The 25,688-nt window shown below is 67.0% G+C and carries 15 protein-coding genes; 11 read left to right on the top strand and 4 right to left on the bottom strand.

Going from position 1 to position 25,688, the window contains the following annotated elements; genetic code table 11:
- The first annotated feature begins 74 nt into the window (after positions 1-74).
- Positions 75-1,508, top strand: a complete 1,434-nt coding sequence (locus DVT68_RS10470; protein WP_114825002.1) for a sugar porter family MFS transporter — start codon at positions 75-77, stop codon at positions 1,506-1,508.
- Positions 1,509-1,581: 73 nt separating this feature from the next.
- Here the strand turns inward: DVT68_RS10470 and DVT68_RS10465 are convergent, their stop codons facing one another.
- Positions 1,582-2,655, bottom strand: a complete 1,074-nt coding sequence (locus DVT68_RS10465; RefSeq protein ID WP_114825001.1) for a LacI family DNA-binding transcriptional regulator — start codon at positions 2,653-2,655, stop codon at positions 1,582-1,584.
- Positions 2,656-2,845: 190 nt separating this feature from the next.
- On the opposite strand from DVT68_RS10465, the gene DVT68_RS10460 reads away from it, so the two are divergent.
- The 8 genes from DVT68_RS10460 to DVT68_RS10425 are packed head-to-tail and all read left to right on the top strand — an operon-like array spanning position 2,846 to position 16,896.
- A complete protein-coding gene (locus DVT68_RS10460) occupies positions 2,846-4,969 on the top strand; it encodes an alpha-glucuronidase family glycosyl hydrolase (RefSeq protein ID WP_114825000.1) in 2,124 nt (707 codons plus the stop codon).
- Between the two features lie 17 nt (positions 4,970-4,986).
- On the top strand, positions 4,987-6,999 hold the full coding sequence (locus DVT68_RS10455) for a sialate O-acetylesterase (RefSeq protein WP_114825338.1): 2,013 nt from the start codon (positions 4,987-4,989) through the stop codon (positions 6,997-6,999).
- Entirely contained in the window at positions 6,996-8,255 is a 1,260-nt protein-coding gene (gene manD / locus DVT68_RS10450; RefSeq protein ID WP_114824999.1) for a D-mannonate dehydratase ManD, read from the top strand. Before DVT68_RS10455 ends, manD begins: the two co-directional genes overlap by 4 nt.
- Positions 8,255-9,934 (top strand): glycoside hydrolase family 43 protein, encoded by a 1,680-nt coding sequence (locus tag DVT68_RS10445; RefSeq protein ID WP_114824998.1) that lies wholly within the window; start codon positions 8,255-8,257, stop codon positions 9,932-9,934. The genes manD and DVT68_RS10445 overlap by 1 nt, the downstream gene beginning before the upstream one ends.
- 26 nt (positions 9,935-9,960) lie before the next feature.
- A complete protein-coding gene (locus tag DVT68_RS10440; RefSeq protein WP_114825337.1) occupies positions 9,961-12,690 on the top strand; it encodes a glycoside hydrolase family 3 protein in 2,730 nt (909 codons plus the stop codon).
- 12 nt (positions 12,691-12,702) lie between these two features.
- Positions 12,703-13,731, top strand: coding sequence for a sugar kinase (locus tag DVT68_RS10435; protein WP_114824997.1), 1,029 nt, complete (start codon positions 12,703-12,705; stop codon positions 13,729-13,731).
- Positions 13,732-13,733: 2 nt separating this feature from the next.
- Positions 13,734-15,230 carry a mannitol dehydrogenase family protein gene (locus DVT68_RS10430; protein ID WP_114825336.1) on the top strand — a complete coding sequence of 499 codons (1,497 nt, stop codon included), beginning with the start codon at positions 13,734-13,736 and terminating at the stop codon, positions 15,228-15,230.
- Between the two features lie 43 nt (positions 15,231-15,273).
- Positions 15,274-16,896 (top strand): GH35 family beta-galactosidase, encoded by a 1,623-nt coding sequence (locus DVT68_RS10425; protein WP_158543488.1) that lies wholly within the window; start codon positions 15,274-15,276, stop codon positions 16,894-16,896.
- Positions 16,897-16,949: 53 nt separating this feature from the next.
- Here the strand turns inward: DVT68_RS10425 and uxaC are convergent, their stop codons facing one another.
- The 3 genes from uxaC to DVT68_RS10410 form a co-directional block, all read right to left on the bottom strand.
- Positions 16,950-18,374 (bottom strand): glucuronate isomerase, encoded by a 1,425-nt coding sequence (gene uxaC, locus DVT68_RS10420; RefSeq protein ID WP_114824995.1) that lies wholly within the window; start codon positions 18,372-18,374, stop codon positions 16,950-16,952.
- Between the two features lie 64 nt (positions 18,375-18,438).
- On the bottom strand, positions 18,439-19,452 hold the full coding sequence (locus tag DVT68_RS10415) for an endo-1,4-beta-xylanase (protein WP_114824994.1): 1,014 nt from the start codon (positions 19,450-19,452) through the stop codon (positions 18,439-18,441).
- A complete protein-coding gene (locus tag DVT68_RS10410; RefSeq protein WP_233523447.1) occupies positions 19,449-20,705 on the bottom strand; it encodes an MFS transporter in 1,257 nt (418 codons plus the stop codon). The genes DVT68_RS10415 and DVT68_RS10410 overlap by 4 nt, the downstream gene beginning before the upstream one ends.
- Before the next feature lie 439 nt (positions 20,706-21,144).
- Between DVT68_RS10410 and DVT68_RS10405 the strand changes: the two genes are divergently transcribed.
- Complete coding sequence (locus tag DVT68_RS10405) at positions 21,145-24,045, top strand: TonB-dependent receptor (RefSeq protein ID WP_114824993.1); 2,901 nt, start codon at positions 21,145-21,147, stop codon at positions 24,043-24,045.
- Between the two features lie 132 nt (positions 24,046-24,177).
- On the top strand, positions 24,178-25,665 hold the full coding sequence (locus DVT68_RS20695; RefSeq protein WP_114824992.1) for an MFS transporter: 1,488 nt from the start codon (positions 24,178-24,180) through the stop codon (positions 25,663-25,665).
- The last annotated feature ends 23 nt before the right edge of the window (positions 25,666-25,688 follow it).

Raw genomic sequence — 25,688 nt, 5'->3', positions numbered from 1 at the left:
GTCGGCAAGGCGCGCGGGAACGCGCCTTGCCGGCTTGGGGGAGACCGGAAACATGACCATGAGACACCGTCGGCATGAACAGCGTCCCGTTTGAAAACGTGGCCAGTACTGGCACAACGGAAAACACCCGCCTCATCGTCCAGATCAGTTGCGTCGCCACGCTCGGCGGCTTCCTGTTTGGCTTCGACAGCGGCGTCATCAACGGCACCGTGGACGGCATCAAGCAGGCCTTCCATTCCAGTTCCGCGGCCATCGGCTTCCAGGTCGCCTCGATGCTGCTCGGTTGCGCGCTGGGCGCCTTCTTCGCCGGCCGCGTCGCCGACGTGTGGGGACGACGCTCGGTACTGATCGTCTCGGCGCTGCTTTTCCTTCTGTCGGCGCTTGGCGCCGGCGCCGCGGCCAATGCCGCACTTTTCGTGGCTGCGCGGATGACCGGCGGTTTCGCCGTTGGCGCGGCCAGCGTGATCGCCCCCGCCTATATCGCGGAGGTGGCGCCGGCGCGCTATCGCGGCCGGCTCGCGACGGTGCAGCAGATCGCCATCATCAGCGGCCTGTTCAGCGCATTCCTCAGCAACTTCCTGCTGGCCAAGGCGGCGGGCGCCTCCACCGGCGTGCTGTGGCTGCATCAGGATGCATGGCGCTGGATGTTCTGGATGCAGGCGCTACCGTCGACGCTGTTCCTGGTCTCGCTGTTGTTCATTCCCGAAAGTCCCCGTTTCCTGGTGGTGCGCAAGCGCGACGTCGAAGCCAGGGCGGTGCTGACGCGCCTGTATGGCGAGGACGAGGCGCGCGCCAAGATGAGCGAGATTGGCGGCTCACTGGCGCAGGATCGCCATCGTCCCAAGTTGTCGGATCTGCTGGACAAGACCAGCGGTCGCGTCCGTCCCATCGTGTGGGTGGGCATCGGCCTGGCCACCTTCCAGCAGCTGGTCGGCATCAACGTCGTTTTCTACTACGGCGCCGTACTGTGGCAGGCGGTGGGCTTCTCCGAAAACGATGCGCTGCTCATCAACGTCTTCTCGGGCGCGCTCAGCATCGGCGCCTGCCTGGTGGCGGTGATGCTGATCGACAAGCTTGGCCGCAAGCCGCTCCTCTGGGTCGGCTCGGTGGGCATGACGATCACGCTCGCCCTGGTCACCTTTGCGTTCGCCCATGCCGGCCTCGACGCCAATGGCAAGATCAGCCTGGCGCCGCCGATGGGCACACTGGCGCTGGTGGCGGCCAACGCCTACGTGGCCTTCTTCAACATGTCGTGGGGCCCGGTGATGTGGGTGATGCTGGGCGAGATGTTCCCCAACCAGATCCGCGGCTCCGCCCTCGCCGTGGCTGGCGCGGCGCAGTGGACGTCCAATTTCGCCATCACCGTGACCTTCCCGATCCTGCTGACCAGCATTGGCCTGGCTGGCGCGTATGGCCTGTATGCCCTGGCCGCCGCGCTGTCGGTGGTGTTCGTGCTGCGCTACGTGCACGAGACCCGCGGCAAGGAACTGGAACAGATGGAGGGCTAGCGCGTTGGGTGGCGCAGCGTTTTGCCGGCGGCCTTGCGCCGCCGGAGCCACGGATGTGCAGCAGGATTCGCGCTTAGCCGCGCGTCTTGCGCGCGACGGGCGGCGCCACCGAATCGCGCTTGATCAGCTGATGGGCAACCACGTGATCGACCACCACCTTGGTATCGTTGTCCTTGCGGCGGATGGAGCGCAGCAGGATGTCGATGGCCGAGTCGGCCATGCTGGCGATCGGCTGGCGCACCGTGCTGAGTTCGGGCCACACCGTGGTGGCGGCCGAGGTATCGTCGAAGCCCATGATGGAGAGGTCGCGCGGCACATCCAGGCCACGCCGGTGAGCCACCGAGATGGCGGCCGCCGCCATGTCGTCATTGCTCGCGAAGATCGCGGTGGGCGGCTGGCGCAGCGACAGCAGCCTCTCCACCGTGTCCAGTCCGGAGCGGTAGGTGAAGTAGCCCTGCTGCACCAGTGCGGGATCCAGCGGAATGCCGGCGTCCTTCAGCGCCGCCTGGTAACCCTCGTAGCGACGCGTGCTGGCGGTCTGGTTGGGATGGCCCTTGATGAAGGCGATGCGCTTGTGGCCCATCCTGAGCAGGTGCTCAGTCACTTCCTTGCTCGCAATGAAGTCGTCGATGCGCACGCTGGAGATGTCGTGGTTGAAGCGGCCCGCGGCGATCGCCACCACCGGCACGCCGGCGTTGACCAGCTCTTCGATCACCACCTTCGATTCGCACAGCGGCGGCGGCAGGATCACGCCGGCCACGCTGTTGGCGAGGGCTCGTGCAGCCACGCGCTCGGCGCCGACGTCCAGTTCGTCCCAGTTGTCGATCACCAGCTGCGCCGCGGTGCGCGCCGCGCCGCGCAAGGCGCCGAGCAGCAGTTCGCGCAGGTAGCCGCCGCTGGGGTTGGTGTAGATCAGTGCGATGCGCGCGTCCTGCGCCGCGGCCAGCGAACTGGCCGCGAGATTGGGGATGTAGCCGAGCTCGCGCACCGCTTCCATCACCCGCTCGCGGGTCGCGTCGCGCACTTTGCTGTGACCGTTCATCACGCGCGAAACGGTCATCGGCGATACCTTCGCCAACACGGCAACGTCATCGATGGTGATGGCGGCGCCCTTGCGTCGAACAGACTTCCTGACGGTGTTCTTCAATGCCGTTTTCCCTTGCACGGTGCTGATTCCGCAGAGACCGTGTCGCGGTTGCCACGGACATCGTTACGGTCGTGATTACGGATCGAGTATGAAAGCATTCTTGCACATGTTAGCGATAACCGTAGCGGCTCCGGCGGCGCTTAGAGCGCGTTTTTACACGCTTTTTCGGGCGGTGCTGACCGGCCTGCCAATGCTGCTGGCGCTGCTCGGCGCCAACGTGGCTCGGGCCGAGGACGGCTACGACCTGTGGCTGCGTTACCGCCCGCTGCCGCAGGCGGAGGCCGCCGCGGTCAGGGCGCATGCCGCGCAGCTGGTCATCGGCGGCGCATCGCCCACGCAAGAGGTGACCCGGCAGGAGCTGCTGCGCGGCCTTGGCGGCTTGCTGGGTGGCGCACCAGTGGTGGCCAGCACGGTCAGCGCCGATGGCGCGATCGTGGTGGGCACGCCCGCGTCCTCGGCGCAGATCGCCGGCCTGCACCTGGACCTGCGCGCGCTCGGCCACGACGGCTACCTGATCCGCAGCGTGGTCGTCGCCGGCCACCCGGCTACGGTGGTGGCCGCCAATGACGACGTCGGCGCCCTGTACGGCGCTTTCCACCTGCTGCGCCTGGTGCAGACCGGGCAGGCGCTCGACAAGCTCGACGTGCGCGAATGGCCGCGCCTGAAGCTGCGCGTGCTCAACCACTGGGACGACCTCAATCGCCATACCGAGCGTGGCTACGCCGGCCAGTCGATCTGGGACTGGCAGAAGCTGCCGGACTGGCTGGATCCGCGCTATACCGACTATGCACGCGCCAATGCCTCGCTCGGCATCAACGGCACGGTGCTCAACAACGTCAACGCCAATGCGGCGATCCTTACCGCGCCGTACCTGGAGAAGGTGAAGGCGCTGGCAGGCGTGATGCGCCCGTACGGCATCCGCGTCTACCTCAGCGTGAAGTTCAGCGCGCCGATCGAGATCGGCGGGCTCAAGACCGCCGATCCGCTCGACCCGCAGGTGCAGAAGTGGTGGCGCGCCAAGGCCGATGAGGTCTACGCGCTGATTCCCGACTTCGGCGGCTTCCTGGTCAAGGCCAATTCCGAGGGCCAGCCCGGCCCGCAGGACTACGGCCGCAACCACGCCGATGGCGCCAACATGCTGGCCGATGCGCTGCAGCCGCACGGCGGCGTGCTGATGTGGCGCGCCTTCGTCTACTCGCAGGAAAACAGGGACGATCGCGCCAAGCAGGCCTACGCCGAGTTCAAGCCGCTGGACGGCAAGTTCCGTTCCAACGTGCTGCTGCAGGTGAAGAACGGCCCGATCGACTTCCAGCCGCGCGAGCCGTTCAACCCGCTGTTCGGCGCGATGCCGAAGACGCCGTTGATGATGGAGTTCCAGATCACCAAGGAATACCTGGGCTTCGCCACCCACCTGGCCTACCTGGGCACGATGTTCGAGGAGACGCTTTCCTCCGACACGATGTCCCGTGGCAAGGGCTCGACCGTGGCCAAGGTGATCGACGGCCAGCTCGATGGTCACCAACTTACGGGCATCGCCGGCGTGGCCAACATCGGCACGGACCGCGACTGGTGCGGCTCGGACTTCAACCAGGCCAACTGGTACGCGTTCGGGCGCCTCGCCTGGAACCCCACCGAGTCCGCGCGCTCCATCGCCGCCGACTGGGTGCGCATGACCTTCACCGACGAAGCGGCTTTCGTCACCCCGGTGGTCGACATGATGATGGGTTCGCGCGAGGCGGTGGTCGACTACATGACCCCGCTGGGCCTGCATCACCTGATGGGCCACGGCCACCACTACGGTCCCGCGCCCTGGGACGCCACTGGCCCGCGCGCCGACTGGACGCCGGTGTACTACCACCGCGCCGACCACGACGGCATCGGCTTCGACCGCACCAGCACCGGCAGCAACGCGGTGGCCCAGTACGCGCCGCCGCTGGCCGCCAAGTTCAATGATCCCGCCACCACGCCCGAAGTCTTCCTGCTGTGGTTCCACCACCTGCCGTGGAGCTACCGCATGCAGTCGGGCCAGACGCTGTGGAACGAGCTGGTGATGCACTACACCCGCGGTGTCGACACCGTAGGCCAGATGCGCGACACCTGGGGCCGCGTCGGCAGTCACATCGACGCCGAGCGTTACCAGAAGGCGTCCACCTTCCTCGCCATCCAGCAGAAGGAGGCGCTGTGGTGGCGTGATGCCTCGATCGCCTATTTCCAGAGCCTCAACGGCCTGCCGCTGCCTGCCGGTGTCGCGCCGCCGCAGCACCCGCTGAGCTACTACGAATCGCTGTCGTTCCCCTTCGTCCCGGGCTACTGATGATGCCGACTGCCGCCATGCCAACCTTTCGTCTCTCCCGCCGGATCACTGCCGCGCTGCTCGCGCTGGCGGGCCTGGGCGCCAGCGCGGCGAGCGCTGCCGACAACGATGCCGCGCTGCTCAATGCGCTGTTCCAGGACCACGCCGTGCTCCAGCGCGAGCATGCCAACCCGGTATGGGGCCAGGCCAAGCCGGGCGAGGCGCTGACCGTCGAATTCGCCGGCAAGAGCGTCAAGGCGCGCGCCGACGCGCAGGGTCGCTGGGAAGCCACGCTGCCCGCGCTGCCCGCCGGTGGACCGTATGCGCTGAAGGTGAGCGCCGCCGACGGCCGGACGCAGTCGATCAGCGACCTGCTCGTGGGCGATGTATGGCTGTGCTCGGGCCAGTCCAACATGGTGCTGCAGGTGAAGCGCACGCTGGATTCGCGCGCCGAGATCCAGAACGCCAGCAACGACCGCATCCGCATGCTCACCGTGGACAACGTCAGCAGCCCGCTGCCGCTGACCAGCATTCCTGCCGGCGATCATTGGCTGAAGACCACGCCGGAGAACGTCGTGGAGTTTTCCGCCGCCTGCTACTACTACGCACGCGAGCTGCAGAAGACCGAGCCGGTGCCGATGGGCCTGATCGTGGCCGCCTGGGGCGGTTCGCGCATCGAGCCCTGGATGAGCGCACGTGCGCTGCGCAAGGTGGGTGGATTCGACGATTCGCTCGACCTGCTTGATCTGTACAACAAGGACCGCGCCAAGGCCGGCGAGCAGTGGGACCGCATGTGGCAGGCCTGGTGGCATGCGCGCCCCGGTGTCAGCGCGGACAACCAGCCGTGGAGCCCCGCGCATGTCAGCCATGAGGGCTGGAAGCCTGCGCCGCTCGACAAGGGCGCCTGGCAGAACTGGGGCGTGCCGGAGCTGGCCAACTTCACAGGCATGCTGTGGTACCGCACCACGGTGAACCTCACCAAGGAACAGGCGGCGCAGGCCACTGCGATTGCGCTAGGCCCGATCAACGAAACCGACCAGACCTGGGTCAACGGTCGCTGGGTCGGCACCGGTTATGGCGGTGATGGCCGCGTGTACCAGCTGCCTGCCGGCGTGCTGCATGAGGGCGTCAACCTCATCGCCATCAACGTGCTCGGCACCTACAAGGACGATGGCCTGTACGGGCCGGCCGAACAGCGCGTCGTGCGCCTGGCCGACGGCTCCAGCGTGCCGGTGAGCAACACGTGGGAATACCAGGTGGTGCCCAAGTCGTTTGGTTCGCCGCCGAGCCTGCCGTGGCATTCGACCGCCGGCCTCACCACGCTCTACAACGGCATGATCGCGCCGCTGGGCAGCTATGGCCTGCGCGGCATGCTGTGGTACCAGGGCGAGTCCAACACCGGCGACCCGGCCCGCTACCAGACCTTGCTGGAAGCACTGCGCAGCGACTGGCGCACGCGTTTCGGCGCCAACCTGCCGATGCTGATCGTGCAGCTGGCCGGCTACGGCGCCGCGCCCACGCATCCGGTGGAAAGCGGTTCGGCCGCCGTGCGCGAAGCCCAGCGCCTGGCCGCTGCCGACGATGCGCACTCCGGCCTCGCCGTGGCTGTCGATATTGGTGAGCGCACCGACATCCATCCGGCCAACAAGCAGGAACTCGGACGCCGTCTCGCGCGCGCGTCGCGTCACGTGGTCTACGGCGAGAAGCTCGCGCCCTCCGGTCCGGTCCCGGCCAGCGCGGTCGCCGATGGCGACGCGGTGACGCTGCGCTTCAAGGACGTCACCGACGCGCTGGTCGTTTACGGCGCGGATCGCCCGGTCGGTTTCGAGCTGTGCGGCACGGCCGCCGGCAGCTGCCATTACGCCGAGGCCGACATCCACGGCGACAGCGTGGTGCTGCGCGCGGCGCTGCCGGCCAGCGCGATCGCGCGTGTGCGCTACTGCTGGGCCGACAGCCCGGTCTGCACTCTCTATGACAACTCGGGCCTACCCGCAGGTCCGTTCGAAATCCCCGTCACCTCCTCCCGCACCAGTCAGGTATCCCATCCATGAGCAGCGCCCCCGTTCCTGAAGCCACCAAGCACTCCTCGTCACACGATCGCGAGATCGTCGACGCCAAGGTCATCGTGACCTGCCCGGGTCGCAACTTCGTCACGCTGAAGATCGTGACGCGCTCGGGCGTCATCGGCCTTGGCGACGCCACGCTCAACGGCCGCGAGCTGGCGGTGGCGTCCTACCTGCAGGACCACGTCGTGCCCAACCTGATCGGCCGCGACGCGGGCCGCATCGAGGACATGTGGCAGTTCTTCTATCGTGGCGCCTACTGGCGTCGTGGTCCCGTCACCATGACCGCGATCGCCGCGGTGGACGTGGCGCTGTGGGACATCCTCGGCAAGATGGCCGGCCTGCCGATCTACCAGCTGCTCGGCGGTCGCTCTCGCGAGGGCGCGCTGGTCTACGGCCACGCCAACGGTCGCGACATCAGCGAGACCAGCGACGTGGTGGGCCAGTTCAAGGAGCAGGGCTTCCTCGCCATCCGCGCGCAGTGCGGCGTGCCGGGCGTGAAGAAGGCCTATGGCATCTCCACCGCCGGCAAGCCGTATGAGCCGGCCGAAAGCGAACTGCCGGCGGAGACCGTGTGGTCGACGCCGCGCTACCTCGAGATCGTGCCGCAGCTGTTCGAGCGCCTGCGCGCCGACCACGGTCCGGAAGTGGAGCTGCTGCACGACGTGCACCATCGCCTCACCCCGATCGAAGCCGCGCGCCTGGCGCGCAGCGTGGAGCCGTACCGCCTGTTCTGGCTGGAAGACGCCACGCCGGCGGAGAACCAGAAGTCGTTCGAGCTGATCCGCCAGCATTCGGTCACGCCGCTGGCGGTGGGCGAGGTGTTCAACTCGATCTGGGACTGCAAGCACCTGATCGAGAACCAGCTGATCGACTACATCCGCACCACCATCGTGCACGGTGGCGGCATCACCCACCTGCGTCGCCTGGCCGACTTCGCCGCGCTGCATCAGGTGCGCACCGGCTTCCACGGCGCCACCGACCTCTCGCCGGTGTGCATGGGCGCGGCGCTGCACTTCGACACCTGGGTCCCGAACTTCGGCATCCAGGAATACATGTTCCATTCGGACGAAACCAACGAAGTGTTCCCGCACGACTACGAGTTCCGCGCCGGTCGCCTGCATTGCGGCGAATCCGCGGGCCATGGCGTCACCATCGACGAGAAGCTGGCCGCACGCTATCCGTATTCGCCCAAGCAGCTGCCGATCGCACGTCTGGAAGACGGCGCGATGTGGGACTGGTGATGACGGCGACCCGGTGGCTCAGCGGTTGTCTCGTTGGACTCCTCGCCTTGCTCGGCCCGTGCGCGCATGCGTACGAGCCGGTGCTGTTCGACGACTTCGAGTACGTCGGGCACGACAAGGCGTTCGAGCAGCCGTTGACCCCGGGTAGTTTTCGCAATCCGGTGCTCGCGGGTTTCTATCCGGACCCCAGCGTGGTGCGCGTGGGCGAGCACTATTACCTGGTCAATTCCAGCTTCGCGTATTTCCCGGGCATCCCGGTGTTCGAAAGCCGCGATCTGGTGCACTGGACGCCGATCGGTCACGTGATCGATCGCCCGTCGGAGCTGAGCTTCGACGGGCTGGGCATGTCGCGCGGCGTGTTCGCGCCGGCCATCAGTTACCACGACGGCACGTTCTACGTGGTCAACACGGCGGTGGACAACGGTGGCAATTTCATCGCGACCGCGCGCAATCCTGCCGGACCGTGGTCGGATCCGATCTGGCTGCGCGACGTGCAGGGCATCGATCCGTCGCTGTTCTTCGATGACGATGGCAAGGCCTATCTGCTCAACAACGACGCGCCGGAAGGCAAGCCGCTGTATGAGGGCCATCGCGCGATCTGGCTGCAGCAGATTGACCTCAAGCAGGGCAAGCCGATCGGTTCGCGCAAGGTGGTGCTCAACGGCGGCACGGATCTGGCGAAGAAGCCGATCTGGATCGAAGGGCCGCACCTCTACAAGCGCGACGGCTGGTATTACCTGATGTGCGCTGAGGGCGGCACCGGGCCGCAGCACTCCGAAGTGGTGCTGCGCAGCCGGTCCGTGTGGGGTCCGTTCGTGTCCTACGAGGGCAACCCGATTCTCACCCAGCGCGATCTTGCGGCCGATCGCGCCGACCCGATCGTCAACGCTGGCCACGCCGACCTGGTCGAGGCGGCGGACGGCAGCTGGTGGGCGATCTTCCTGGCCAGTCGCGCCTACGGCGGCACGCATTACAACACCGGACGCGAGACCTTCCTGCTGCCGGTGACGTGGAAGGACGGCTGGCCGACCATCCTGCCGCATGGCCAGGTGATCCCGACAGTCGCGAAGGGACCGGCATTCCTGCAGCGCGACCTGCCGCAGGAGCCCTTGAGCGGCAACTTCCATTGGCGCGACGCGTTCGACAAGACGACGCTCGATCCCGCATGGCTGTATGTGCGCGTCCCGAAGCAGGATTGGGCGGACCTGCGCTCGCATCCCGGCAAGCTGGCCATCCATCCGCTGGCTGCGGACCTGGACACGCTGGGCAATCCCTCCTTCCTGGCGCGGCGACAGCAGCACCTCGCTTTCGAAGCGAGCACCTCGCTGGTTGTGCCGGCCGAGGCGGGCGTCGAGGCCGGCATAGCGGCCTTCCAGAATGAGCACTACTGGTACGCCATGGGCGTGCAGCGCAGCGGTGGGCAACTGGTGCTGTCGCTGCGCCGCCATCGGGGCGAGGACAGCACGCTGGTGGCGAAGACCGTGCTGCCCGCGGCCACGACGCAACTGAAACTGCAGATCGCCGGGGATGGAGGCAACTACTCGTTCGCCTACGACGGCGGCGCCGGCTGGCAGTGGTTGGGTCGCGATGAGGACGGCACGGTGCTCAGCACCGATGTGGCGGGTGGCTTTATCGGCGCGGTGGTGGGGCCTTATGCACGCCAGCTCGGTAACGATTGAGAGACAGCAAGATGCGCAAGGGTTGGATGAAGACGGACACGAAATCGCGTGAGATTGGCGGGCGCCGCGCACGGTGGTCGCTGGCGGCGCTGATCATCACGGCGCTGCTCACGGCGAGCGCGTCGTCGATCGGCGCGCCGTCCGCAGGCGCCGCCAAGACGGCCAATGCCGCCACGCCGGTCTATCTCGACCTCAGCCGCAGCTTCGAGGATCGCGCTGCCGACCTCGTCGCGCGCATGACGCTCGAGGAGAAGGTCGGGCAGATGCAGAACAACGCACCGGCCATCCCGCGGCTGGGCGTGCCGGCCTACGAGTGGTGGAACGAAGCGCTGCACGGCGTAGCGCGCGCCGGCCAGGCCACGGTGTTTCCGCAGGCGATCGGCATGGCGGCGACGTTCGACACGGCGCTGATGGGCGAGGTGTCCACCGCCATCAGCGACGAGGCGCGCGCCAAGCACCAGGATTTCCTGCGCCGCGGCATGCACGGGCGCTATGAGGGCCTGACCTTCTGGTCGCCCAACGTGAACATCTTCCGCGACCCACGCTGGGGTCGTGGCCAGGAGACCTATGGCGAGGATCCGTTCCTCACCTCGCGCATGGGCGTGACCTTCGTGCAGGGCCTGCAGGGCGACGACCCGACCTACCGCAAGCTCGATGCCACCGCCAAGCACTACGCCGTGCACAGCGGGCCGGAATCGGAGCGCCACCAGTTCGACGTGCACCCGAGCGAGCGCGACCTCTACGAGACCTACCTGCCCGCCTTCCAGGCGCTGGTGCAGGAAGGCAAGGTCGATTCAGTGATGGGCGCGTACAACCGCGTCGACGGCGAGTCGGCCTCGGCCAGCCCGCGCCTGCTGCAGGAAATTCTGCGCAAGGACTGGGGCTTCCATGGTTACGTGGTGTCCGACTGCGATTCGGTGGAGGACATCTACCGCCATCACCACATCGTGCAGACCGCCGAACAGGCCGCCGCGCTGGCGGTGAAGAGCGGCGACGATCTCAATTGCGGCAAGACCTATGGGGCGCTCGCCAAGGCGGTGCAGCAGGGCTTGATCAGCGAGGCGGAAATCGACGCGGCGCTGCGCCGGCTGATGCTGGCGCGCTTCCGGCTGGGCATGTTCGATCCGCCGGAGCGCGTGCGCTGGGCGCAGATCCCGTACTCGGTGAACCAGTCGCCGCAGCACGACCAGCTGGCGCGCCGCGCCGCCGAAGAATCCATCGTGCTGCTGAAGAACGACGGCGTGCTGCCGCTGTCGCCGCAGTTGCGCCGGGTGGCGGTGATTGGTCCGACCGCTGACGATGTGACTGCACTGCTCGGCAACTATCACGGCACGCCGGCCGCGCCGGTGACGGTCCTCGAAGGCATCCGCCGCGCGCTGCCGCAGGCAGAGATCAGCTACGCCAAGGGCGCCTCGCTGGTCGAGGGTTTCGACAGCAAGGGCGAGGGCGAGCTGGTGGCGGCGAACTACCTGCGTCCCTCGGCCAACGCCAGCGAGCACGGACTCAAGGGCGAGTACTTCCGTGGCGCCGATTTCTCCACCTCGCCGGTGCTCACCCGCATCGACGACAAGATCGGCTTCAGTTGGGACCACAGCGCGCCGACTGACGATCTGGTGATGCAGGGCGAACTGCCGGTGGACCAGGCGCTGGATGCCAATCACTTCAGCGCGCGCTGGACTGGTCAGCTGCTGCCGCCGGTGTCCGGGCGCTACGAACTCAGCGCGGTGGCCAGCGGCGGCTATCGTCTGTATCTGGACGGGCATCTGCTGCTTGACGCCTGGAATCCAGATGTCACCAGGCATGAGCCGCACGCCACGGTGGAGCTGCAGGCCGGCAAGGCCGTCGACATCCGCCTCGAATACGCCAAGGGTGACCACAACCCCGACGTGCGGCTGGCCTGGCGCCTGCCGGGGGCCAAGCCGCCGTTCGAGGAGGCGATGGATGCCGCGCACAAGGCCGATGCGATCGTGTTCGTGGGTGGCCTGACCAGCGACATCGAAGGCGAGGAGATGAAGGTCAACTATCCCGGCTTCGCCGGTGGTGACCGCACCGACCTGCGCCTGCCGGCGACCCAGCAGAAGCTGCTGGAAGCGCTGCGCGCGACCGGCAAGCCGGTGGTGCTGGTGCTCACCTCCGGTTCGGCGCTGGCGGTGGACTGGGCGCAGCAGCATGTGCGGGGCATCGTGCTGGCCTGGTATCCGGGCCAGCGCGGCGGTGACGCCGTGGCCGACGTGCTGTTCGGCAAGGTCAATCCGTCCGGTCGCCTGCCGGTCACCTTCTACAAGGAGGGCCAGGCGCTGCCGGCCTTCGACGACTACCGGATGGACGGTCGCACCTACCGCTACTTCCAGGGTCAGCCGCTCTACGCGTTTGGTCATGGCCTGTCCTACACCAGCTTTGCCTATTCCAATCTCGCGCTCGACAAGGCGACCGTTGGCAAGGACGGGCGTCTGGGTGTGACGCTGAAGGTGAAGAACACCGGCCAGCGCGCGGGCGATGAAGTAGTGCAGCTGTACCTGCGCTCCGCGCACGGCGGGCCGTGGCGCCCGGTGCGCGAGCTGCACGGCTTCCAGCGCGTGAGCCTCGCGCCGGGCGAGGAGAAGCAGGTGCGCTTCGAAGTCACCCCGCGCGCCGATCTACGCTATTACGACGATAAGCAACACACTTACGCTGTCGATCCGGGCCGCTATGAAGTGCAGATCGGCGCCTCCAGCGCCGACATCCGCCTGACCCAGCCCTTCGACGTGCGCGACTGACGGAGATTGACGATGTCCCACCAGCCACCTGCCCGCGTGGTCTGTTTCGGCGAGCTGATGCTGCGCCTGTCACCACCTGGCCACGAGCTGCCGCTGCAGTCACCGTCGCTGGAGGCGCGCTATGGCGGCGCGGAGGCCAATGTCGCCGCCTCGCTCGCCATCCTGGGACACCACAGCGTGGTGGTGACCGCTTTGCCCGATCACGCCATCGGCCGCGCCGGCGCGGGCGAACTGCGTCGCCACGGCGTGGATACCAGCGGCGTGCGTTACGCCGAAGGGCGCATGGGCCTGTACTTCCTCTCGCACGGCGCCATGCAGCGGCCGTCCGAGGTGATCTACGACCGCGCCGGTTCCGTGTTCGCCACCACGCCCGCCGACGCCTACGACTGGCCGCAGCTGCTGGCCGGCGCACAGTGGCTGCACCTTTCCGGTATCAACCTGGCGTTGAACGAACACACCGCGCAGGCCGCCCTGGCCGCCGTGCGCGCGGCGCGCTCGCTGGGCGTGCAGGTGTCGTTCGACGGCAACTACCGCAGCAAGCTGTGGGGCACGCGCGCAGCGCAGGCGCCGGCGCTGCTGCGCGAGATCATGAGTCACGCCGACCTGATCTTCGGCAACGACCGCGATATCGCGCTCGCGCTCGGCCAGGCGTTTCCACAGGCGCAGGCGGAAGAGCGTTTCCGTGCCGCCGCCGCCGCCGCTTTTGAGGCCTGGCCGCAGCTTCGCCTGCTGGCCGCCACCGCGCGTAGCCATAACAGCGTGGACGACCAGGCCCTGTCAGGCCTGCTGGCCACCCGCGAGCGCGTGCTGACCACGGCCGCGCACGCCATGAGCGGCATCGTGGACCGTATCGGCGGCGGCGATGCGTTTGCCGCCGGCCTGCTGCACGGCCTGCTGCGCGGCGTCCCCCAACAGGAGGCGCTGGATTTCGCCGTGGCGGCCGGCTGTCTCAAGCATTCCGTACCCGGCGATGTAAACGTGCTGCGCGAGGCCGACATGCAGGCCTTTCTGCAGCAGGATGGATTTGAGGTGAAGCGTTGATGATGTCGAAGCAAGAAGACGCGGGCCGTTTGTCGGCGCGCACCCTGGACAGCCTGCCGTCGTCGGTGGCGCGACCTGCCTATGAGCTGGAGCGCACGCAGGTCGGCATCGTGCACATCGGCGCCGGCGCGTTCCACCGCGCCCACCAGGCGGTGTACGTGGACGACCTGCTGCCCACGCACCCGGATTGGGCGATCTGCGCGGTCTCGCTCAACAGCCACGATGTGCGCGATGCGCTGCGCCCGCAGGACGGCCTGTACACGCTGGCGCTGCTCGGCCGCGAGACGCAGTTCCGCGTGATCGGCGCGATCCGCGAACTGCTGTGCGCCCGCGACGAAGGGGCTTCGGTGTTGTCGCGCCTCGCCGAACCCGCCGTGCGGCTGGTCACGCTGACCATCACCGAGAAGGGCTATTGCCTCGCCGGCGATGACCTCGACGTGGCTCACCCTGACATCGCGCACGACCTGGCCGCGCCGGCGACGCCGCGCAGCGCCATCGGCTACCTGGTGGCCGGCCTGCGCGCGCGGCGCGACAGTGGCGTCGCGCCGTTCACCGTGCTCAGTTGCGACAACCTCGCCGACAATGGCCATCGCCTGCGCCGCGCCGTGCTGCAGTACGCCACGCGCGTCGATGCCGCGCTGGCGGCTTGGATCGAGGCGGATGTGGCGTTCCCCTGCTCGATGGTCGACAGCATCACGCCGGCGACCGATGACGCCCTGCGCGAGCGCGTGCACACCGCGTTGGGTCTGGCGGATGCCTGGCCGATCCAGCGCGAGGCCTACACGCAGTGGGTGATCGAGGACCGCTTCTGCAACGAGCGTCCACCGTTCGAGCAGGTGGGCGCCACCCTCAGCACGGACATCGCCGGTTACGATCGCTCCAAGCTGCGCCTGCTCAACGGCGCGCATTCCTCACTGGCCTATCTGGGCTCGCTGATGGAGCTGGACAGCGTCGGCGACGCGATGGGTAACCTGGTGCTCGCCGGGTTCGTCGAGGGGCTGATGCGCGAGCACATCGCGCCGGCGATCGCCTTGCCGCGCGGACTGGAACCGGGTCGCTACATCGACGCCATCCTTGATCGTTTCCGCAATCCGTCGATCCGCCATCGTCTATCGCAGATCGCGTGGGACGGCTCGCAGAAGCTGCCGGTTCGCCTGTTGTCCACCATCACCGAGTCGATGGCGCAGGGCCGCTCGATCGAGGCGCTGTGCCTGCCGATCGCCGCCTGGATGCAGTTCGTGCGTCGTCAGGCGCAGCGCGGCGTTGCGCTGGTCGATCCGATGAACGAGCTGCTGCAGGCCGTGGGGCAGGGCTGCAATGGCGATCCGCTTCATGACGTGCCGGCCTTCCTGGCGCTGGGCCAGGTATTCGGCGCGCTGGCCGACTCGCCCGCCTTCGCCACGGCGCTGACACGCGCCTACGACGTGCTGGGCGATGGCTCGCCGTCGATGGTGTCACTTGCCGTTGCCGCCTACGCCGACGTGCCGGCGGCGCCGTGACGCCGGCCCGCCTCCACGCACTCGCAGAATGGAATCCTCACGCATGAACAGATTGATGACCCGATGGCTTACGGCGCTGGCTTCGCTGGCCATGCTGGCGACCACCGCGCAGGCGGCCGAGCTGCCACGCGTCCGGCTTGAAGGCGGCGCCAGCCAGCTGATCGTCGATGGCAAGCCGTTCCTCATCCTGGGTGGCGAGCTGGGCAACTCCTCGGCGGGCGCCGAGGCCCAGGCCGATACGGTGCTGCCGCACCTTGCCAGCCTGCACGTGAACACGGCGCTGGTGCCGGTGGCGTGGGACCAGCTGGAACCGCAGGAGGGCAGCTATGACTTCCGCGTGCTCGATCACTGGGTCGAGGTCGCGCGCCGCCAGAACATGCGCCTTGTGCTGCTGTGGTTTGGCAGCTGGAAGAATGGCTTTTCCGAGTACGCGCCGGGCTGGGTGAAGGCTGACGGCGCGCGCTTCCCGCGTGCGCGCGCGGTCGACGGCACGCCGCTGGAAATCCTTTCGACCTTCGGCGAGGAAACCCTCAAGCTCGATCGTCGCGCGTTCGCTGCACTGATGGCGCACCTGCGCCAGACCGACAAGCAGCAGACCGTGCTGATGGTGCAGGTGGAAAACGAGGTGGGCCTGGTCGGCGACGGGCGCGATCGTTCGGCTGAGGCCGACCGTGCCTTCAACAGCGCCGTGCCCGCCTCGCTGGTGCAGGCGCTGCAGTCCAAGCGCGGCGAACTCACGCCGGAACTGGCCGCGCACTTCAACCCGCAGGGCCGCAACTGGAAGGAAGTGTTCGGCGACGCCGCCGACGAAGTGTTCATGACCTGGCGCTATGCCAGCTACATCGACAGCGTGGCGCAGGCCGGCAAGGAGCAGTACGCGCTGCCCATGTACCTCAACGTGCAGTTGCCGGCGCCGCTGGAGCGTGCGGGCGAGTACCCGAGTGGCGGGCCGCATCCGTACTACCAGCAGGTCTATCGTGCGGTCGCCTCGCACATCGACTTCTACGCACCGGACATCTACTGGCCGGAGTTCGAGTACTGGGTGCAGCGTTACCAGGCGCTGGGGAATCCAGTGTTCATCCCGGAGGCGAGACTGCAGGTGGCGCCGTACAATGCGCTGTACGCCTACGGCCAGGCGCGCGGCTTCGGCTTCAGCCCGTTCGATATCGACAGCCTGCCCGCCCCGGGCAAGGACGGCGGGCAGGATCCGCTGATGATGCAGGTCTACGGCGCACTCAAGCAGCTCGGTGACATGCTGCCCGCCGCGCAGGCCGACAACCGCACGCGCGGCATGGTGCTGCATGCGAAGAGTCCGCGCGCAACCCAGACGGTCTCGCTCGGCGGCTATCTGTTCTCGGGGACGCTGGCGCGTTCGTGGCCGGAAAAGACCCTGCTCACGGACGACGGCGCGATGCTGGTGCTGGAGTCCGCCCCGGACGAGTTCTTCGTCGTGGGCAGCGGGCTGCATGTGAATGTGCGCCGCGATCCCGACACCGACGCCCGCGTGGCGGGCATCAGCAGCATCGAGGAAGTGACGCGCTCGGGCGCGGGCTGGACGGTGCTGCAGCGACTCAACGGCGACCAGAGCAACCAGGGCCGTCAGCTGATGATGGATCCGCGCCAGATACGTATCTACCGCGTGCGCCTGCACGCCTTCGCGCGCTGATCGCACACGGGTCGCGGGCAAGGTGTCGATGACACCTTGCCCGCTCCGCCTGATTACAGGCGATAAGCCTTCTTGGGCAGGCGATAGGCCAGCTCCACCGCGAGTTCGGCCGCCTCGTCCTCCTCCATGCGGTGCTCAGACACCAGCTTGGCCAGCACCGCGCAGTCGATGCGACGGGCCACGTCGTGGCGCGCCGGGATCGACAGGAACGCACGCGTGTCGTCGTTGAAGCCGACGGTGTTGTAGAAGCCGCCGCTGGCGAGGGTCTGCTCGCGGAAGCGCCACATGCCCTCCGGCGCGTCGTGGAACCACCACGCCGGTCCCAGCAGGAGCGACGGGTAATGGCCCGCGAGCGGCGCGAGTTCGCGGCTGTAGGTGCTCTCGTCCAGCGTGAACAGGATCAGCTGGAAGCCCGGCTCGTTGCCGAAGCGGTCGAGCAGCGGCTTGAGCGCGTGCACGTACTCGGTGCGCAGCGGGATGTCCGCGCCCTTGTCGCGACCGAAATGCTCGAACAGGCCGAGGTTGTGGTTGCGGAAGCAGCCCGGGTGGAGCTGCATCACCAGGCCGTCGTCGAGGCTCATGGCGGCCATCTCGGTCAGCACCTGGGCGCGGAACAGTTCGGCCTGAGCGGCAGTGGCCTCGCCACGCACCACCGTGTCGAACAGGCGACGCGCCTCGGCGGGGGAGAGGTTCGCCGTGGCCGCGGTCGGGTGACCGTGGTCGGTGGAGGTGGCGCCGGCCGCAGCGAAGAAAGCGCGGCGCTGGCGGTGCGCACGCAGATAGCCGTCCCAGTTGTACACGTCCTCGCCGGTGAGCTCGCCGAACTGACGCAGCGCGTCGGGGAACTGCTCGTGCTCCGGATCGACCACCGCGTCGGGGCGATAGGCGGTGATCACGCGGCCGCCCCAGCCGCTTTCACGGATGGCTGCGTGATGCTCCAGCGGATCGAGCGGCGACTCGGTGGTGGCGATCAGCTCGATGTTGAAGCGCTCGAACAGTGCGCGCGGACGGAAGTCCGGCGTCTGCAGCGCGGCGTTGATGTGGTCGAAGTACTGGTCCGCCGTGCTGGCGTCCAGGCGCACGCGCAGGCCGAACACGTCGTGGAACACGTGGTTGAGCCACATCGACGAGGGCGTGCCGCGGAACAGGTGGAAATGGCTGGCGAACACACGCCACGCCTCGCGTGGATCGACATCGGCGCGCGAGCCGTCGCGTCGCGGGATGCCCAGCGCGTCTAGCGGGATGCCCTGGCTGTAGAGCATGCGGAACACGTAGTGGTCCGGCACCAGCAACAGCTCGGTGGCGTTGGCGAAAGGCGCGTTGCCGGCGAACCAGGACGGATCGGTATGGCCGTGCGGGCTGATGATCGGCAGTCCAGACACCTGCGCGTACAGGCGGCGCGCGATGGCCCGTTGGGTGGGCTCGGCGGCAAACAGACGGTCTTCGTGCAGCGTCAGCGGGTGGGGTGCGGAGTTCATGGCGAGGGGGTGTCGGTCGGAAGTGTGGACAGGGAAAGGTCGGGAAGTCGTTGCAGCCAGGGCGTCATCGCGGCGCCTGCGCCGGGGCGTCGGCGGGGTGCGCAGCGGTCGATTCGACGTACTGGCGCAGCCAGGTCAGGGCGGGGCGTTCGCTGCCATCCTCGCGCACGAGGTAGGCGCCGTGCTTGTCACGCCACAGGCCGCGCCGGAATCCCCACAGCGTGACGCCCTTGACGTCGGGATGCTCCCAGAACACCGGGAACACGCGCTGGAAATCCTGCAGCTGCGCTTCGTCGGTGGGGCCGTCGATATCCAGCTCGGTGACGTAGATCGGCAGGCCGGTGGCCGCCAGCCGGTCGAGGTTGGCGCGGTGCACCTCCATCGGCACCTTGGCCGTGGTCTCGAACGCGTGCTCCTGCAGGCCGATGCCGTCGATCAGATGCTCACGCTGCAGCAGTTGGATGATCTGCAGGTAGCGCTGCGTGGCCTTGTCGCTGCCGGTGATGCTGTAGTCGTTGATCAGCAGCTTGGCATGCGGGAAGTGCTGGCGCGCCAGTCGAAACGCCGTGATCACCCAATCCCAGCCGCTGTCACCGTGACCGCCGAGTGCATCCATGTAGCCGCCGCTGTCCCTGGACCAGCCCTTGGGCGGATGGTGCAGCGGCTCGTTGACGACTTCGACGAAATCCAGATCCGGGTAACGCTCGGCGACCGCCGCGAAGTGCGCCTCGATGGCGCGACGCTGTTCGTCGGGCGGCAGCCGCTTCATCCACGTCGGCTGCTGCTGGCCCCACACCAGGACGTGCATGTGGAACGGGAAGCCGTGCGACTTGGCGAAGTGATAGGCCTCGTCCAGCTTGGCCCAGTCCATCTGCCCCTGCACAGGCTCCATGTTGGCCCACTTGCCGGCGTTCTCGGGCGAGACCTTGTTCCAGTAGTCGGCGAACCCTTCGGCCTGATGCAGGCTGTACGCGCTGCCGAGGAACTTCGCCTGCCCGTCGGCGAGCGGCGCGGCGTGCGCCGTCCATGCCGCGGCGAGCAGCAACATGCCCAGCCATGCGTGCCTTGCGATGTTCATGCGGTTGTTTCTCCGGACGTGTGGTCGCCAGTCGAGGGTTGATCATCCAGTGCGGCCGGCTCCAGCCTGGGCACGAGCAGCTGCACCACCAGCAGGGCGAACAGGTAGGCGCCGCCGGCCAGCAGGAACACCGGCACATAGCTGCCGGTGGCCTGCAGCAGCAGGCCGATCACCGTGGAAATCAGCATGCCGCCGACCGCGCCGGCAAAACCGCCCATGCCCACCACCGAGGCCACCGCGCGGCGCGGAAACAGGTCCGAGGTGAGCGTATAGACATTGGCCGACCAGCCCTGGTGCCCGGCCGTGGCCAGGCCCACCAGCGCCACGGCGAGCCACAGGTTGCCGGCCTTGGCGGCGAACATCACCGGCAGCACCAGTAGCGCGCACAACAACATGGCGCCCTTGCGCGCGCGATTGACGCTGAGGCCACGGCGGATCAGCCAGCCGGCCAGCCAGCCGCCGGCGATGCTGCCGGCATCGGCGAGCAGGAAGATGATGATCAGCGGCGCGCCGAGCTGCACCAGGCCGAGGCCGTACTTGGCATGCAGGAATTTGGGCAGCCAGAACAGGAAGAACCACCAGATCGGATCGGTGAAGAACTTGGCCGCGGCGAACGCCCAGGTCTGGCGATGGCGCAGCAGCTGCAGCCAGGGCACTCGCGCCGCCGCCGTCGCCGGTTCCGCGCCGATATAGGCCCGCTCGGCCGCCGACAGCCGGGGTTGCTGGTCGGGCGTGCGGTAGGTGATCAGCCAGGCCGTCAGCCAGGTGGCGCTGAGCAGGCCGGTGCAAAGGAACGCGGCCTGCCAGCCGAAGGTCGCCGCCACCACCGGCACCAGCAAAGGCGCGACGATGGCGCCGATGTTGGATCCCGAATTGAAGATGCCGGCGGCCAGCGCGCGCTCGCGTTGCGGAAACCATTCGGCGACGGCCTTGATCGCTGCCGGGAAATTGCCCGACTCGCCCAGCCCCAGCGCAAAGCGCGCGACGGCGAAGCTCACCACGCCGGTGGCCAGCGCATGGCCCATCGCCGCCAGGCTCCAGATGCCGATCGCCAGCGCATAGCCGATGCGGGTGCCGAAGCGATCAATCACCGCCCCCGCGCACAGCAGGCCGATCGCATAGGCGGCCTGGAACGCGGTGACGATGGTGCTGTACTGCACCTCGCTCCAGCCCATCTTGTCCTGCAGGAACGGCGCGAGCACGCCCAGCACCTGGCGGTCGATATAGCTGATGGTGGTGGCGGCCAGCAGCATGGCGCAGACGCGCCAGCGGAATCGGCCGATGCCGGCCCCGAACTTTGACGCGGGTGCAGCATGATCCCCGTCCTGACCCGACCCTGGCGCCACGTTGCGCATGTCCCCGGCTGCCGCCATGGCGTCCCCCACCTGTACTGAATTCGAAAGTGATAGCGCTACCATTATTGCCACTGTTTTCCGTGGATGTCATTTGCATCCGCAGCAGTCCGGACAGGGCTGGGAAAAACGGTCCATGTAGCCGAATTTTCGGTTGTTTTTGATCGCAAGAAATGTTTGCTGCCATGCAGCGTGCGGGGCGCAAGTGTTAGCGCTACCTTTTCGAGCACGCCGCGACGCTGTGCCGTCGGGTGCGAAGTACAAACCACCAATAAGACGAATCGCGGGCGCCATTGCGGCGCTCGGGGGACGATTGGTCACCAGAAATCGTGAGGGGAGTATGGTGCAGCAAGCTCGAATCAAGAAAACCGTGTTGGCGCATGCCTTGAGTCTCGTCCTGCTTGGCGCCGTGGGCGTCGCGCACGCGGAAGACCAGCCGTCGACGCCGGCCGCAGCGCAGGATCAGACCCAGCCGCAGACGAACAACGGCCAGCAGGCCAATGGCCAGGCCGCCAGCGGTCCGTCGTCGGCATCGACCAAGACGCTGGGCACGGTCAACGTGTCTGGCAGCTACCGCTCCAGTATCCAGTTCCAGACCGACGCCAAGCGTGACGCGACCAACGTCACCGACTCGGTGTTCGCCGAAGACATCGGCAAGTTCCCCGACCTCAACATCGCCGAGTCGCTCACCCGCGTGCCGGGCGTGCAGCTGACGCGCGACGTGACGGGCGAAGGCGTGAACGTGCAGATCCGCGGCCTGGGCACTGACTTCACCAAGATCCTGATCAACGGCTCCCAGCTTGCCGTGGCCTCGGCCGGCGGCCTGAACGCGCAGAACCAGAACCGCGAGGTCGACCTCGACCTGCTGCCGACCGAGTTCTTCACCCAGTTGACGGTCAACAAGACGCCGACCCCGGGCATGACCGAAGGCGGCATCGCCGGCGTGGTCGACATGCGCACCACCCGCCCGTTCGACAACCCGGGCACGCACCTGACCTATTCGGCTCAGGCCAGCTACAACTCGATCGGCAGCGACGTGCGTCCGCGCGGCGCGGTGATCGGCAGCTACACCAGCGCTGACAACACCTGGGGCGCCCTGGTCGGCCTGCAGGCGTCGAAGAACGACTATGACGTCAACGGCTACGAGACGGTTGGTTTCACCACGCCGCAGCTGAGCGCCGCCCAGTGCGGCAACGCCACCGGCCATTGCAGCCCGAGCGGCAGCAGCTGGGTCATTCCGAGCACGGTGCCGGCAGGCGCTGGCCTCGGCCTGGTGCCTGGCACGACCCTCAACAACGCAGGGCTGCTGGCGCTGAACCCGGGCCTGAACACGTCGCAGCTTGCCAATGCGCTGATCCCGCGCCTTGGTCGCGATGCCTTCACGAACGGCACCAACGACCACCAGTCCGCCATGGCCTCGTTCGAGTGGCGTCCGGCTGACTGGGCGCATTTCTACCTGGATACGCTGTACTCGCAGAAGGAGCGCAACTTCCTGCGCACCGACATGGACCTGGTCGGCCGTAACGGCCAGATGATCCCGGTGAACATGCAGGTCGACCAGAACAACGTGGTGACCCAGGCGAACTTTGCCAACGCGCAGTACTTCCTGGAACAGCGCCCGTACGACCAGCACACCAAGTTCTACAACATCAATCCGGGTGGCACGCTGCTGTTCGGCGACGACATGAAGCTGGACTTCCAGGGCTATAGCCAGCGCAGCTGGTATCGCCAGGAAGCGCCGTCGATCCTGCTCATGTCGCCCACGACCACGGTGTCGTTCAACAACACCGGTGGCAACTTCCCGACCATCACCCCGGGGATCAATCTCAACGATCCGACGCTGCCCTGGAGCTACTACCGCGTCAACATCCAGAACGATGCGCGCGTAACCAACAACCAGGGCACGCGCTGGGACTTCCAGTACGGCGACGACAGCAACAACCTCCGCGCCGGCGTCGCCTACGACGACATCGCGCGCGAGATCCGCGCTTACGACAACAGCACCGCCTGGGGTAACGAGGTGAAGTCTGTTGTCGGCAGCAACTGGGGCCAGTTCGTCACTGCCGGTCCGAACGGCTTCATCAACGTCAATTCGTCTGCGTTGATGGCGGCCACCAACTACGCCTACCTCAATGCCACTGCACCGCTCGCCTACTCGGCGTCGAGCGGCGCCAACGCCGGCAACATCGAGGAAAGCACCTGGGGCATGTACCTGGAAGGCAACGGCAAGTGGGATATCAACGGCCATGACCTGCGCGTCAATGGCGGTATCCGTCACGCCTACACCGACCAGACCATCGCCGGTCCGTCCAATCTCGGCGGCCAGCTGACCTACGTCACGCTGAAGAACAACTACGGCTACTACCTGCCGTCGCTGAACGTGGCCTACAACGCCACCGACAGCGTGATCCTGCGCCTGGCGGCGTCGCGCTCGATGACCCGTCCGGACCCGAGCGCCATGTTGCCGAACACCAACTTCAGCGACCCGTCGGCGAACGTGGCCTCCGAGGGCAACCCGAAGCTGAAGCCGTACATTTCCAACAACCTGGATATCGGCGGCGAGTGGTACACCGGCGCCGAGGGCTATGTCGCGCTCGACCTGTTCGGCAAGCGCATCAACGGCTTCACCGTCCAGGGCACGAACGTCGTTCCGTTCTCGCAGATGGGTATTCCGTTCTCCAGCCTGACGGATACGCAGCAGGCGGCGATCAACCTGCGTGGCGGCCCGAGCGCGGCGCAGGTCGTGGTGAGCCAGCAGGTGAACGCGGATGGCCTGCTGCAGATCAAGGGCGCGGAAGCGAACTGGGTGCAGCCGCTCGACTTCATCGTGAAGGGCCTGGGCATCCAGAGCAACTACACGGTGGTGTCCCAGAAGAGCATCGGCAACGGCGTGCCTGCGCAGGCGATCGGCATCTCGCCGCACACCTACAACGTCACCGCCTACTGGGAAAACTACGGCGCCATGGTTCGCCTGGCCTACACCTGGAACTCCCAGCAGATCAGCTCCACGGCTAACCAGAACGGCCTGCCGTTTGCGCAGATCAAGACGGACGCCCGTGGCCAGCTCGACCTGTCGGCCAGCTACCAGTTTGCGAACGTCACGTCCAAGCCGAGCCTCACGCTGAACGTCATCAACCTGACCAAGGCAGGCCTGCGCCAGACGATGACCTACGACAACGCGGCGTACACGTACTACAACCCGGGCTACACCATCATGCTCGGCGTGCGCGGCAGCTTCTAAGCAGTTACTTCGCCCGCGAAGCAGTGACGGCCCGTCCGGCTACCCCGAGCCGGACGGGCCGCTCCCTGTCATGATGGATGTTGGAAGGCAGGAGCCCCGGTTTCTCAGCTTTACACAGGCACACCAGCGCGCATGAACAGCAGCACCCCGCAACAGCTTTCGGTGGTGGAAAAGATCGGCTACAGCCTGGGAGACCTGGCCGCCAACCTGATCTTCCAGACCCTGGTGACCTTTCTCGCCTTTTTCTATACCGACGTCTTCCGCATTCCGGCGGGGACGGCGGCAACGCTCATTTTTGTGGTCGGCATTCTCGGCGCCTTCGTGTTCACTCCGGTGATGGGGCTGGTGGCCGACCGCACGCATACCCGCTGGGGCAAGTTCCGCCCGTGGGTGCTGTGGACCGCCATCCCGTTCGGCGGACTGTCGCTGCTGGCCTTCAGCACGCCCAACCTGGGCGAGCAGGGCAAGGTGACCTACGCCATGGCCACCTATGCGCTGCTGGTGATGGTCTACGTCGCCAACAATCTTCCCTATTCGGCGCTGAGCGGTGTGCTCACCGGCAGCATGGCCGAGCGCAACAGCCTGTCCTCCTACCGCTTCGTGGCGGTGATGGTGGCGCAGTTCATCATCCAGGTGCTGCTGCTGCCGCTGGTGCTGATCCTGGGCAATGGCGACAAGGCCCTCGGCTTCCACAACACCATGACGATATTCGCCATCGTCGGCACGGTGTTCTTCCTGATCACCTTCTTCACCACGCGTGAGCGCATCGTGCCGTCGCAGGAGCAAGCCTCCAGCGTGCGCGACGACCTGGTCGACCTGATGAACAACCGCCCGTGGCAGATCATGCTGGCGGTGACCATCCTGCTGTTCGTCAACCTCGCGTTGAAGGGCGGCATGTACATCTATTACTTCAAGTACTACCTCGATGAGGCGCAGCTGTCGGCGTTCCTCGACCGGGTGGGCTTCAACGGTTTCATCGCGGGGCTCAACGCGCTGCTCACCCATGTGGGGCTGACCGAATTTCGCTGGCCCAAGGATGCGCCCACCTCGGCCTTCAGCCTGTTCAACGCGATGGGCATCATCTTCATGATCGTCGGCATCGGCTTTTCCAAGCGATTGGCCGATCGCTTCGGCAAGCGCGACGTGTTCGGTGGGGCGCTGCTGGCCTCGACGCTGTTCCTGCTGGCGTTCTACGTGTACTCGCCGGCGGCGATCGGCCTGGTGGTGGGCTCCTACATCCTGCACGGCTTCTTCTACGGCATCACCATTCCGCTGCTGTGGGCCATGATCGCCGACGTGGCGGACTACTCGGAGTGGAAGAATCGTCGCCGCGCCACCGCCATCATCTTCTCGGCCATGCTGTGCGGCCTGAAGGTGGGCCTGAGCGTGGGTGGCGCCCTGGTGGCCGGCATCCTCGCCCATTACGGCTACGTCGCCGAAGCCGCTTCGCAGTCGGCCGGCGTGGTCAACGGCATCCGCCTCACCGTCAGCCTGTTCTGTTCCCTGCCCTTCCTGGTCGCGGTCGGGCTGCTCTTCTTCTACAAGATCAACAAGCCCATGGAGCTGCGCATCGAGCACGAGCTCAGCCAGCGGCGGCTTGCGGTCGGCGGGGCCGCCTGAGGCGGCTGCGCATCTTTACCGGG

This window comes from Dyella solisilvae (assembly GCF_003351225.1).
Lineage (GTDB): Bacteria > Pseudomonadota > Gammaproteobacteria > Xanthomonadales > Rhodanobacteraceae > Dyella > Dyella solisilvae.
The sequence above is the reverse complement of the archived record's forward strand: the minus strand, read 5'-3'. Positions and strand labels throughout refer to the sequence as shown.